Origin of the sequence: Proteiniclasticum ruminis DSM 24773 (genome assembly GCF_000701905.1) — a bacterium.
GTDB lineage: Bacteria > Bacillota > Clostridia > Clostridiales > Clostridiaceae > Proteiniclasticum > Proteiniclasticum ruminis.
In genome coordinates this window covers 161,357-174,458 of sequence record NZ_KL370832.1, presented here as the reverse complement: position 1 = coordinate 174,458, position 13,102 = coordinate 161,357, and the positions used below count along the sequence as shown (strand labels likewise).

General features: G+C 45.6%; 12 protein-coding genes. 2 read left to right on the top strand and 10 right to left on the bottom strand.

Annotation, left to right across the window (positions count from 1 at the left end; genetic code table 11):
- Positions 1 to 15: 15 nt before the first annotated feature.
- Positions 16 to 1,194 carry an NAD(P)-dependent malic enzyme gene (locus T487_RS0113930; protein WP_031577748.1) on the bottom strand — a complete coding sequence of 393 codons (1,179 nt, stop codon included), beginning with the start codon at positions 1,192 to 1,194 and terminating at the stop codon, positions 16 to 18.
- Positions 1,195 to 1,305: 111 nt separating this feature from the next.
- The gene (locus tag T487_RS0113925; RefSeq protein WP_036909570.1) at positions 1,306 to 2,250 is read right to left on the bottom strand and encodes a LysR family transcriptional regulator; all 945 of its coding nucleotides are present in this window, start codon (positions 2,248 to 2,250) and stop codon (positions 1,306 to 1,308) included.
- Positions 2,251 to 2,488: 238 nt separating this feature from the next.
- Between T487_RS0113925 and T487_RS0113920 the strand changes: the two genes are divergently transcribed.
- Both T487_RS0113920 and T487_RS0113915 read left to right on the top strand, forming a co-directional pair.
- On the top strand, positions 2,489 to 3,145 hold the full coding sequence (locus T487_RS0113920) for a CoA transferase subunit A (protein ID WP_031577746.1): 657 nt from the start codon (positions 2,489 to 2,491) through the stop codon (positions 3,143 to 3,145).
- A 3-nt stretch (positions 3,146 to 3,148) separates the two neighbouring features.
- Positions 3,149 to 3,817 carry a 3-oxoacid CoA-transferase subunit B gene (locus T487_RS0113915; protein ID WP_031577745.1) on the top strand — a complete coding sequence of 223 codons (669 nt, stop codon included), beginning with the start codon at positions 3,149 to 3,151 and terminating at the stop codon, positions 3,815 to 3,817.
- 639 nt (positions 3,818 to 4,456) lie between these two features.
- On the opposite strand, the gene T487_RS16090 is transcribed toward T487_RS0113915, so the two are convergent.
- The 8 genes from T487_RS16090 to T487_RS16575 all read right to left on the bottom strand — a co-directional run.
- Positions 4,457 to 4,918 (bottom strand): NanQ anomerase/TabA/YiaL family protein, encoded by a 462-nt coding sequence (locus tag T487_RS16090; protein WP_051651743.1) that lies wholly within the window; start codon positions 4,916 to 4,918, stop codon positions 4,457 to 4,459.
- A 73-nt stretch (positions 4,919 to 4,991) separates the two neighbouring features.
- Positions 4,992 to 5,843, bottom strand: coding sequence for a MurR/RpiR family transcriptional regulator (locus T487_RS0113905; RefSeq protein WP_031577743.1), 852 nt, complete (start codon positions 5,841 to 5,843; stop codon positions 4,992 to 4,994).
- Positions 5,844 to 5,875: 32 nt separating this feature from the next.
- Positions 5,876 to 6,766, bottom strand: coding sequence for an ROK family protein (locus T487_RS0113900; RefSeq protein WP_031577742.1), 891 nt, complete (start codon positions 6,764 to 6,766; stop codon positions 5,876 to 5,878).
- A 40-nt stretch (positions 6,767 to 6,806) separates the two neighbouring features.
- Complete coding sequence (locus T487_RS0113895; RefSeq protein ID WP_031577741.1) at positions 6,807 to 7,496, bottom strand: N-acetylmannosamine-6-phosphate 2-epimerase; 690 nt, start codon at positions 7,494 to 7,496, stop codon at positions 6,807 to 6,809.
- 102 nt (positions 7,497 to 7,598) lie between these two features.
- Entirely contained in the window at positions 7,599 to 8,375 is a 777-nt protein-coding gene (locus T487_RS0113890) for a Gfo/Idh/MocA family protein (protein WP_051651742.1), read from the bottom strand.
- A gap of 312 nt (positions 8,376 to 8,687) precedes the next feature.
- Complete coding sequence (locus T487_RS0113885) at positions 8,688 to 9,578, bottom strand: fumarylacetoacetate hydrolase family protein (RefSeq protein WP_031577739.1); 891 nt, start codon at positions 9,576 to 9,578, stop codon at positions 8,688 to 8,690.
- 26 nt (positions 9,579 to 9,604) lie between these two features.
- Positions 9,605 to 10,759 carry a Gfo/Idh/MocA family protein gene (locus T487_RS0113880; protein WP_162178265.1) on the bottom strand — a complete coding sequence of 385 codons (1,155 nt, stop codon included), beginning with the start codon at positions 10,757 to 10,759 and terminating at the stop codon, positions 9,605 to 9,607.
- Between the two features lie 177 nt (positions 10,760 to 10,936).
- On the bottom strand, positions 10,937 to 13,102 hold a 2,166-nt coding region (locus T487_RS16575; RefSeq protein WP_031577737.1), incomplete at its 5' end, for a bacterial Ig-like domain-containing protein.

Here is a 13,102-nt window from a genome sequence, read left to right as displayed (position 1 = left end):
GTTCAGCTCCCTATCCTAAATTCTGGAAAGGCCTTCTTCCACAGCTTTTCTCGCCACGGCATCTGCCACCACTTCCGCTACCCTTTCATCAAAGGCGCCTGGAATCACATAGTCTTCCCGAAGATCCTTTTCTTCTATTAAAGAAGCGATGCCTTCTGCCGCTGCCATTTTCATAGCCTCAGTGATTTTACTGGCACGTACCTGGAGTGCTCCTTTAAAGAGTCCTGGGAAAGCCAGCACATTGTTCACCTGGTTCGGAAAATCAGAACGGCCGGTACCCACCACCCGGGCTCCAGCGTCTACTGCATCCTCATAGGAGATCTCCGGCTCCGGATTGGCCATGGCAAAAACAATGGCATCCTTTTTCATGGAGGCAACCATTTCTTTGGTCAGCACCTTGGGCGCGCTGACGCCCACAAAAAGATCCGCACGCTTCATGGCTTCTGATAACGTCAGAGCTTCATCCGCTTCGTTGGTGATTTCGCACAGCTCTTTTTCCAGGAAATTGTATTCTTCCATATCGCCCTTTCTTAGAATTCCGTTGACATTGAAGGCGTAAATGCTTCGGATGCCGTAGGCATGAAGCATCTTGATCACAGAGCTTCCTGCGGCGCCTGTTCCAGAAACCACCAAAGTGACCTCTTCCTTCTTCTTGCCGATGAGCTTTAAAGCATTCATAATTCCTGCTGTCACCACGATGGCAGTTCCATGCTGGTCGTCATGAAACACTGGAATATCCAGTTCCTCGATGAGGCTTCTTTCAATCTCCACACATCGGGGCGCGCTGATGTCTTCCAGGTTGATGCCGCCAAAGGTAGGCGCAATACGCTTTACCGTTTCAATGATCTCCTTGGAGTCCTTTGTATCAAGAACGATAGGTATCGCATTGACCCCTGCAAATCTCTTGAAAAGCGCAGCTTTTCCTTCCATTACAGGAAGTGCCGCTTCCGGTCCGATGTCTCCAAGACCCAGGACCGCTGTCCCATCGGAGACCACCGCTACGATGTTCCCCTTCCATGTATATTTATAGGCATTGTCTCTGTCCTTTGCGATTTCTCTGCAAGGCTCCGCAACACCTGGTGTGTAGGCCACAGAAAGATCTTCTTTGTCCATCAGCGGCGCTTTCAGCTCCACTGAAATCTTTCCTTTCCATTCTTCATGGAGACTTAATGCTTTTTCATAATAATTTCCCATCATTCCACCTCTTATTCATCCGTTTCAGCATCCCATGATGCTGATGCATTCTATTTAAGGATACCCTTTTTTCCGTTACTCTTCAACGCCAAATCCCATGGACATCTGTATTCACAAAGGCTTTTCCTCTTCACTTTCTCCGTTGATGGGCACAATGTCCTTTCCTTTCTGAAAGTACTCCACAATGCTTTCCTTCACATACTTTTCCAGGGTGGAGGTATAGGATTTCAGAGGATGGGTGAGCACAACCTTCCAGGATACCGGTGACACCAGCTTTTTCTCCAGGATGCCGTCCGTGGCAATGAACTTCGTGATGGGGGAAGGCAGGATTGTCACCATCTCTGAATCCTTGGTCACCTCCAGGAGAAAGTCCCAGGATCCGGAAAGGATCTGGATGTCCGGTTCCATCCGCAGGGCTCTGAATTTTCCCATGAGAAGATGATGGATCATAAAGCTTTCATTAAAGAGAGCCAGCTTTTCTTTCTCCAGATCCGACCACCTTAGCATCTCTTTTTCCGCCAGTGGATGGGTACTGGAAAGAAACACCGTCAGATCGTCTTTTTTCAGAAGCACTTCCAAAAACGCCTGGGGATTCAACTCCGACGGCGAAAGAAGCACCGCAAAGTCCAGTTCATTCATGGCCAGAAGCTTCCTGAGCTCAAAAGCTCCTGCTTCCACGATTTCGAACTTGATCAGCGGATTGAGAAGAATCAGCTTAGACATGACCTCTGTAAAAAGGACCGTCAGGATCAGGGGTGGAATGCCGATGCGGATGACTCCCCGCACTTTCTTGGAAGCTTCCCTAAGCTCCTTAAGCATCCGGTCGTGGGCTTCCACCACACCCTTGGCATTGGCAAAGAAGTTCTCTCCGGAAGGTGTAAGTCCCAGAAGTCTGCCATGCTTTCTATAGAAGAGATCCACCCGCTCCTCTTCCTCAAACTTCAGGATATACTTACTGAGCGCCGGTTGTGAAATATGAAGCTTTTTGGATGCCTCACTGAGGTTGAATCCATTGTTCACCACAGTGATAAAATATTTCAGATGGTCTATATTCAAGGCTTTTCCTCCTTCCGGGTAACTTCTGCTCTCTACCTTTCATCTTATAACTTAATGTTATAGAATCTATGAAAATTTCGTCCTGTACATTCTTCTATGATAACGTTTTAATAAGGTTGAGTAAAGAAATACTTCAGGAGAAACCATGTACTTTCTCATGATTTTTCGGATGAACCAGTCTCGTATTTTTGAGCTGACGCTAAGACTTTTCATAGAGATACAGGAAAGGAGCTTTTATATGAACAAACTCATTGACCTCTCCCAAGCCATTGAACATGTGAAAGACGGAGACACCGTCATGATCGGAGGTTTCCTCGCCGTAGGCACTCCGGACCGTCTCATCGATGCGCTCATCGAAAAAGGCGTCAAGGACCTGACCCTCATCTGCAACGATTCCGGTTTTATCGACCGCGGTGTCGGAAAAATGGTAGTAAACCGCCAGTTCAAGAAAATCATTGCCTCCCATGTGGGCACCAATAAAGAAACCGGCCGTCAGATGCTTTCTGGAGAAACCGAAGTGGTTCTGGTGCCTCAGGGCACGCTTATTGAGCAGATTCGAGCAGGCGGTCATGGTCTGGGCGGCGTACTCACCACCACAGGTCTTGGGACAGAAGTGGAAAAAGGAAAAGATAAGGTGACCGTGGACGGTAAAGTCTACCTTCTGGAAAAACCTCTCCGTGCGGATGTGGCACTGATTTTCGGAAATCAGGTGGACAAGTTCGGGAACATCCATTACCACGGCTCCACCCGAAACTTCAACAACATGATGGCTGCAGCAGCGGACATCACCATTGTGGAGGCCGTGGAAGTGGTGGAAGTGGGAGATCTGGATCCGAATTCTGTACATACCCCTGGGGTTTTTGTCAATTTCATTGTAGATGGAGGTGCCTTTTAAATGATGGATAAAGAAAAGATTCAGGAATTTATCGCAAAACGTGTAGCCCATGAGCTTTCTGATGGCGATGTGGTAAATCTCGGCATTGGTCTTCCCACCAAAGTGGCCAATTTCGTACCCCAGGGTAAAACCATCATCTTCCAGTCCGAGAACGGATTTGTGGGTCTTGGCCCCTCTCCTTCCGATGACAGCATCAACCCCTATATCACAAACGCTGGAGGCATCCCGGTGACCATCCTGCCGGGCGGAGCATTTTTTGACAGCGCCACCTCCTTTGGTATCATCCGGGGCGGCCATGTGAATCTCACGGTACTGGGAGCCCTGCAGGTGGATGAGAGAGGAAATATCGCCAATTATATGATCCCTGGCAAAATGGTGCCCGGTATGGGTGGTGCCATGGATCTTCTCTCCGGTGCAAAAAAAGTCATCGTGGCCATGGAACATACCGCCAAAGGCAGTCCTAAAATCCTCAAAGAATGCACTTTGCCCCTGACAGCCATGGGGGAAGTGGACCTTATTGTCACCGAAATGTGCGTCATCGAAGTGACACCGGAAGGTCTCCTTCTGAGAGAAATAAACGAGGAATTCACCTTGGCGGAAATTCTGGAAGCCACAGAAGCAAAGCTTCTCCTCCCTGAAAAGATTCTCTCCATGCAGTCAATAATCATGTAAACTTCAAAACCATTTTAGGATATAACGCCATTCATCTTTAGCGCTGGGTTTTCTCAGCGCTATTTCTTTAGATTTAAAATTCCAGTACCTGCGTCTTTCTAAATATCAGAAGCTTATTTCCGTTCAGAATTCTTGATACGTCTGAAACCCTATACGAGTTTCTTCTATATTGGTGGTTCATTTGATAAGATAAGTGTATAAAAAAGCCCAGCACATTGTAATGAGCTCTCCATTTATCTACTCGTGTAATATTTTCGATTTGGACTTGTCAGCTTATCAGACACTGTGAGCTTATAGAAGGTTTCCTTTCATTAGTGGATTGAGTATTTTCTTCCTTAAATATTCCCGATTTTTTAGCTACATTAATTCTTGCATTTCATTCCTTGTTCTTAGCGTGGATCAAAACTCAAGTAGTGCTTTTAATCCATCATCACTATCATCTTCAGCTTGCGTGGTGTCTTGGTTGGTATCTTGGACGGTCAATAGAATAATTGTCCTAATCAAATCTCCATCATATTTATGTCATTTCACGAGAGCAAAAACACGTAGTCTATGATTCTTTTAAAAGATGACTTCAGCAGAAATACCACAAACTAAAAAACAGCGGTACGCTTTTCAGCTCCGCTGCTCCTCTCTTTCTTATCGGACTTTCACTTTGATCACATATTTCTTCACATTGGCACGCTCTATTGGGTGCGCGTTGGTGAGATGCGCATCTTCTGGCATATAGATGGCAAAATATCCAGGTCCCATATAGCTGTCGGTGTAGCTATCTCCTTCATAGGATCCCAGGAGATAGTCCCCTTCTTCCACATACGCCTTGGTGATGTGGATATTGTCAATGAGGGTGGACCGGATGAAGTTCATACCTTCCAGGGTAAAATGAATGTCTGCATAGTCTCTGTGGGCTTCATAAAAGGCCTCCTCCAGAGGACTCTGCGTAATATCATGGTACACAAGGAACACCTCGTCTCCCTTGATCTCCATTTTTTCTTTGGGAAGGGTTCTGTAGTCATGCTTCATGAGAAACTCCTGGGCGATTCTCATATTTTCATTTTCAAAACAGTAACTGGATATTCTGGACAGATGATCCATGATCATACTTTTACAACTCCTTACGCCCTTCTGGGCGGATACACAAAATCTTACTTTATACAGTCTAGGTTTTCTATAGTTATAGTAGCTTGTCTGCCACAGCCTTGGCGGTTCTTTCCTTATTTACTTTAGACACTTCATAGGTTTTCTTGAAGTACTCAAAATACAGCACATCGAGAAGATACAGCTGAGCGATTTTAGCCGAGAGGGAACCTCCCTGCAGAGGTCCTTCATTGGCTCCGCAAAGAAGGGTCGCGTCGGCAAAGGCCGTCATGGGACTTTTGTGGAACCTGGTGATGGCAATGACATAAGCCCCGCTGGCCTTTGCCATCTTTGCCACCTCGATGGAGTCTTTCGTTTGTCCGGAGTAAGAAATGACAATGGCCACTTCTTTATCCGTCATAAGCGCTGCGGACATGGCCTGAAGATGGCTGTCCACGGTGAGCTCCGCCTTATTCGTGATTCTTAAAAACTTGTTGTGCCCTTCCATGGCCGTGATGAGGGACGATCCGATGCCAAAGAAACGGATCTTATCCGCCTCCACCATCTTTTCCACCGCTTCACGAAGCACGCCATAGTCCAGAAGATTTTCTGTTTCATCCAGGGCACTGATGTTGGTCATCTTCACCTTGCTGGCCATCTCTTCCAAAGAGTCATTGAGAAGAATTTCCGTGCCAATGGTGTAGGTGGCGTCACTGTTTTCTCCGGATAGACTCTGAGCCACAGCTATTTTGAACTCCTGATAGCCTGTATAGCCTAGTCCTTTGCAGAACCGGAAGATACTGGATTCACCTACGGAGGATTTCTCTGAAAGCTCCGTGATGGACATATACATGATCTGGCTTCGGTTCTGAAGAATATATTCTGCCACCCGCTTTTCAGACTTGGTGAATGAATTGAATAAGGTGCTGATATTTGAAAATACATCCATACTGCTCACAAAAGGTTCCCCCAAACTTCTACTTATTTCAAATGAAGGGACGCTGCCCCCAATAAACCTGCCTGATTGCCTAGGCTGGCATTTTTAAGAACCACTTTTCTAAAACTCTCCATGGTCCTTTTTTTTGTTTCACGCTCGATGAGCTCAAAGGCTAGTGGCTGTTCCAAAAGTCCACCACCCAATAAAATGAGAGATGGATTGAAAATATGGATGAGATTCACCAGTCCATAGGACACTTCTTGGGCCCACTTTTCCAATAGATCTCGCACCTCTTCTCTTCCCTCAAAAATGGCGCTGAATATCTCTTTGCCGTTGGTGAGATGATCATCCAGCTCCATGACTTTTCGGACGAGAGCCGTGGTGGAAGCATAGACTTCATAACAGCCTTTCTGTCCGCAGTTGCAGAGGGTGCCTTCTGGGTGGGTGATCATATGACCAAACTCTCCAGCAATGCCCTCTCTTCCTTTATAAATCTCTTTTCCGAATAGAAGAGCGCCTCCCACCCCTGTGCCATAGGTGAGCATCAGAAGATCCTTCTCTTCTCTTCCAGCGCCAAAGAAGGCTTCTCCTAGAGCCGCCGCATTGACATCATTCTCCACTTTCACCGGCACCTGAAACGCCTCTTCCAGTACTTCTTTCACCTTGGTTCCCGTATAGCGGGGAATATTCTCATTGGCGTAGAGGATCTCTCCTTTTTCGCTGTCCACCTGTCCTGCAGTGCTGATGCCGATGGCTTCATATCCTGTATAGGTGCTTAACATCTTTTTGAGGTTCGACATGACGTGAGGCCCCCCAAGATGGGCTTCTGTGGGCATTTCCATGAAACCTTCCACTTGACCCTTCTCATTTACCAGGGCCGCTTTGATCTTTGTGCCGCCCACATCCGCGCAGAGTATTTTTCTGTTCTCATTCATGATTCCACCTGCTTTCATCTTCTATCATAAAGAAACTTTCCTAGGAGTTCACTACTTCTGCAAATCTTTTTGTGATTTCCATGGGTCTTGTGATGGCAGAACCCACCACAGCGCAGTGTACATGAAGATCCAGAACACTTTTCAGCTCTTCTGGGGTGGAGATGCCGCCTTCCGCAATGACTGGCACGTCCAAGGCCACCATTTTTTCTATGAGGGGAAGATCTGGAAGATCTGTTCCCTTGGTTTCTTCGGTGTATCCGGCTAACGTGCTGCCGATGAAGTCAAAACCGAGCTTCTTGGCAGTGACTGCATCCTCATAGGTGGCGCAGTCTGCCATGAAAAGCTGCTGTGGAAAATGTGTTTTCACTTCCGTCATCAGTTCTTTCAGGCTCTTTCCATCTGGTCTTTCCCGATGGGTGGCATCCAGAGCAATGATATCCACCCCTTCTTCCGCCAGGGCTTTCACCTCGGTGAAGGTTGGGGTGATGAACACCGGATTGTCTCCATACACCTTCTTGATGATGCCGATGATGGGCAGATCTACGGTCTTTTTGATTTCCTTGATGTCTTCCACAGTATTGGCACGGATGCCGATGGCACCACCAAGATATGCGGCATAGGCCATTCTGCCCATGATAAAGGAGCTGTGCAGCGGCTCTTCAGGCAGTGCCTGACAGGAGACGATGAGCCCCCCTCTTATGGCATTCATGATTTCATTTTTATCTCTCATTCTATAGTACCGGCGGATGACTTATTCATCTGAAGTTTCCGCCGCCTCCTCTCTCAAAATACTGTAAACCTTACTCCCCCGACGTTCACAGTCTGTTTTTTCTCAACGCTTCTTCTGTAATGACCGAACCCTCTTCTCTTCCTCGACTTTACCTTTGAAATGAAGCAGATACTCCACCTCACTGAAAGTCATGGGCACTTCTTCCCCGGACCAGAAGGACAGATGGGCAGCGTTGACGAGGGTGATGCTTTTCAGTCCATCTTCAAAGGAGCAGAGAATCTTCTCTTTTCCTTGGATGGCCTTGATGAAATTTCCAATGGTTCTTCTGTGCTCCTCACTGTTGCCAAGGATGCTGAAGGAGTACTCCTCCACGGTCTTTGCCACATGAAGAAAATGCTGGTCTGTTTTTCTTGCAAAGTCTTCCTCTTCTTCTGAAAGCCTGGTGATTTTCAGCTTTGCGTCGTCCTCCACTTCAATCTGCCCTTTACTGAAGGACAGGGTCAGGCGGTTGAGGCCCGGACTTTCATGGGTGCTGGCCAAAAAATGACCTGACGCGCCATTCTCATAAAAAAGATGCAGAGCCGCATCGTTCTCCGTGGTCATGGGTCTATGGAATCCCTCTTTCATGAAGGCCCTGACGGATGCTGGCAGACCTGTAAGATACAGAAGAAGGTCCAGCTGATGGATGGCCTGGTTCATCAGGACGCCGCCGCCCTCCTCCTCATAGGTGCCTCTCCAGCTGCTGTCTTCATAGTAGCGGTAGCTCCTGTAAAGATTGGTGATCTCATAAATGGCCCGCCTTAGCTCTCCCATCTCACCGCTTTCCACAAGGGATTTCACCTTCTGATAAAGGTCCGAGCTTCTGCGGTTAAACAGCACACCGGTAACCAGCTTAGGATGCTTCTTTTCTTCCCCTTCAATTTTTTCTGTGGAGATTTATAATCTGTAAACTATTACACTCACACATTAACACATGAGTTTTACGGTTTCAATAGAAGAAATGAAAAATTTTCCATAATAACTTTATTTATGAAAATTATTTCTATAAACGTGCTTATTTTGCAATTTATTCACTGTTTGCTCACACTTTCTCAGTGGTCAGAAAATGTCAACAACTTCATATGTACAAAACAGTGGAAGTGAAAAGCACTTCTTCTCACTTCCACTGGAACCATTTTTTCTTTTTAAGTGTTATCTTACTTTATTTCTTAAGGTTCCGATGCCTGAAATACTGCACTCCATCAGGTCTCCGCTCTTTAGAAACTTCGGTGGGTCAAAGCCCATGCCCACGCCGCTGGGAGTGCCAGTGGCTATGATGTCCCCTGCTTCCAGCGTGATCCCTCTGGAAAAATCAGAGATCAGTTTATCCACATCATGTATAAATAACCGGGTGCTGCTTTTCTGGCGAAGCTCTCCATTGACCTGGGTTTCCACGGTGAAGTCTGGTGGATAAGCTGCATCTTCTGCAAAAAGGACATAGGGTCCAAGAATGCTGTGGGTATCCAGACTCTTTCCTTTATACCACTGGATATGGCTTTTCTGAAGGGTTCTGGAGGAGACGTCGTTGAACACTGTATAGCCGAAGATGTGGTCTTTCACCTTATCTTTTGGGATGTCCCGCCCTTCCTTTCCCATGAGTACAGCCAGTTCCACTTCATAATCCAGGGCATCGTCAAGAGACAGAAACCCTTCTATAGGCTCTTCTGTTCCCAGGATGCGCACTGCCCTTTTGGAGAAATACACCGGCTCTTTCGGTCCATCCAGTTTCGGATCTTTCAGACCTAGGGTGCTTTCTTTCAAATGAGATTCATAGTTGACGCCTACACAGATGATGTCGTGTATGGGGCGCTCTATAGGAGAAAGAACCCTCACCTTTGTCAGGGGTGTTCCCTGGGGCTTTTCTTTCTCCATGGCCCCTCTAATAACCGCTATATCCTCTGGTGTATACCGCTTGATGAAGTCCAACAGATCCAGAAACCCTCTTTCTGGAAGAAGATCCTTAAGGCTCAGGATATGGCTCTCTTCTTTCTGAAGTACTCCTAATTGTTTTATCCCGTTTTTTTCATACCAGACAAATTTCATGCTGTACTCCTTCTCACTCACTCTGCTTATTTTTTTTCTTTCATCCGCACTCGTTCTGTTACTGCTCTTTCTTCCTGAATTTTTCTATCAAGTTCTCTATCATATGCTTCCAATGAAAAATCCGTTGATACCTTTTCTCCCGTGAAATGTGAGAAATATGCAGCATTCACCAGGGTGATGCTCTTTAAGGCTTCTTCCAGGGAGCACTGGATCTCTTCCTTCCCCTGGAGGGCCTGGATGAAGTTCTCAATGGTTCTCACATGCTCTTCTTTATCCTCCAGGGGTTCAAATTCCTTCACGAGGGACGTTCCAGGCACATGGGCAAAAAGCGTCTCTGTCTTTTTTGAGAAGTCCTCTTCTGGCTCCTGAAGCTTTGTGATTTTAAGAGTTCTTTCGTTTTCCATGAGAATCTGCCCCTGGTCAAAGGAAAGCTCCAGCCGGTGTACTCCCGGGCTTTCATGGGTGGAGGTAATAAAGTGCCCCACAGCTCCGCCTTCATAGAAGAGATGAAGATACGCATCGTTCTCTGTGGTCATGGGTCTATGGTTTCCTTCTTTCAGTAACGCCATGATTTCTTTCGGAAGATCTGTAAACCAGGTGAGAAGATCCATCTGATGGACCGCCTGGTTCATCAGAACGCCTCCGCCCTCTTCTTCATAGGTGCCTCTCCATCCGCTTTCCTCATAGTATCTGTGGGATCTGTAGTAATCCGTCACCTCATAGAGGGCTCGTCGAAGGGTACCCAGTTCCCCACTGTCCACGATTTTTTTGATCTCTTTATGGATGGGATTCGCTCTTTTATTGAAGAGCACCCCTTTCACCAGGTCCGGATAGTCTTTAGCAAAGACTGCCATCTCTTCTGCTTCTTTTCGAGTGCTGGAAAGGGGTTTGTCCGTCAGCACCGAGACGCCCATCTGTAGAGCCTCTTTCATCATGGGCACATGGAGCTTGTGCGGCGTTGTGATGATGACGCCAGACAAAGTCTCTTTCTCCAGCATCTCCTTCAAGGACCCATACACCTTCACTTCCGTAAGATTCAGCTTCTCCAGAATTTTTTCTACCCTTTGAGTATTTCTGGAGGCCACTGCAACCACTTCTCCTTCTTTGATTCTGCCTTCTGAAAATAGCTTCAGATAGCTCTCTCCAATGACACCTATACCGGCGATGCCGAGTTTCATCATACCTTCTATTCTCTCCCTTCTGTAGCTATGCATAGGGTTCATCCCGCACAGCATGTTCCATGTTGACGTATCTTTATTATAAGGTATTTCTCCATCTGATGATATTCTTTTAGCCAATTTCTATATTTTAATAAAGTATAGAAGAAGCCACCGCTCTGCGGTGGCTCTTCATTCACATTATGAAATTCTTCTGTTTTTTTTCTTCAGGAAGAAGGCGCCTGCCGCCATCATCAGAATTCCAGCAAATAAGAAAGTGCTAGTTCCTGTTTCTCCAGTTTTTGGTAAATCAGTTTCCGTTTCAGGCTCCTTATCCTCCTCTGGTTTCTCAGTTGTTTCCTTATCTGTATTTTCTTCTTCTGGTGTTTCTACAGGCTGTTCTGTCTCAGTATCAGGTTTCTCTTCATTCTCGTCAATGATTTCTTCAGCTGCTGCAATGATGCCATACAGTGAGAAATGACTTGTTTCAAAGTAGAGATATCGGATACCATCTTCAGTGCGTTCTTCTGTCTTTAACTTCTCAATCTTTCCAGTCTCAGAAACATAGATGATTTCAAGATTTTTCTTGTTCTTCATTGTCTCAGGTACTGGAACTCTTAAGGTAAGCTTTCCACGAATGTCCTTGTTTTCAATGATACTTTCAGAGATGCTTCCATCTTCATTTTCAACAGTTTTCACAAGGCTCATATCATAAAGAAGCAGCACATTTTCTTTCTTGCCCAGTTTATCCTGAACATCTTTTATGATATTTTCCGGTATTTGTTTCGTCTGTAGATTAACAGTCATCGCCACTACGTCATCTTCAAGTACTTCAGGCAAATTCAGTTTCTTCAGAGTTTCCTCACTAAGTGTCAGCTGAGGTTTATCTTCAGGTGCTGGTGCTGTTAAGTCTACTTTTTCAATTTTTCTTACTTCCTGCAGTATGGATGTAAACTCTTCAATGATCTTCTTGTTTTCTGGTGTATCCTCCATAGCATCAATGAGATTCTTCAGCTCATTTGCTTTTTCACTGCTGAGGGATCCTGCCAAGTCTTCCATCTGTTCTTCAAGTCCCTTTTTATCTAGAACATCTACTGTAAATGAGGCTGTTTTACCTTCATAGGTGATGGTGATGACTTGTTTTTGTGCTGCCTTGCTGCTGTCAAAACCTGAAATCATTGATGCCAGAACATCCAGCGTCTTTTCTTCCAGATCATTATACAGAAGCATCGCTTCAATTCCGGTCAGATCCAGTGTCTCTCCTACGTAGAAGAGTACTCTGGATGGTTCTTTTGTTATGATCAGTGAGGTCAATACTTTTTCGATGATGTCTACAGTAAAGGTCATAGCTTTTTCCATGTAGGTGATGGTGATTACCTTGTCTTCCACTGCTTTACTGCTATCAAAGCCAGATATATGGTCCATGGTAATCTTCACCAGCTTCTTTTCGCCATCGTTATAAGTCTCTTCCACACTAATACCTGTAATGTCTAGCTTCTGCCCTACCACATAAATTGTCTTTGTTGGCAGTGAAATCAATCTGATGCTTTCAACTACTTTCGGAATCACCGTAACAGTGATTTCCACAAATGCTTCGTCTGCTTTTAGATTGATTTTCTGTTCTCCAACTTTACTTGCATCATAGCCTTCAGAAATAATCTTGGTGTGATTTACGGTTTCTTTTTTACCATCATTATAAGTGGCTTCGAGTGTAAGCCCCAGCAAGTTCAGCTTTTGGCCTTCAACATAAATCATCATTTCAGGTTCAGTCTTTACTTCCAGTGCAATAATCCGTCTTGGGATGATGTCTATTTCAAAGGACTTTGTCTTCCCTTCATAAGAGACTGTAATCAATTGTTTTGAAGCAGGAGCGACACTGTCGAACCCGCTGAAAGCTAAGTCCGCCTGAGGAATTAATTTCTCTTCTCCATCGTTGTAATGCGCCTTCACTTCTATGCCTTCACTCTCAAGAACCTGCCCAACGATATAGCTCAGCTTAGCTGGCAGTTTTTCTATGATAATTTCAGCTACAGCTTTTTTGATCACTGTTACAGTAAACGTAGTGGTGAATTCTAAAGACTTCACTGTGATGGTCTGCTCTCCTATGGTGTTTTTGTTGTACCCATCTAAGGTATACTCTGATTTTTCTAATATTCTTTCTGAATCATCGTTGTAAATACCAACCACAGTAAGACCTTCCTCATTAAGCTCCTGTCCTTCCACATACTCTGTATCTGATGGACGTGATTGAACCTTAATTTCTGTCAATGCCTTTGGAATGATGTTTACAGTGAAGGTATCGGTCTTGCCCTCGTAGGTTACGGTGATCTCCTGATTTTCCGCGACTGCTTCGCTATTAAAGCCTGT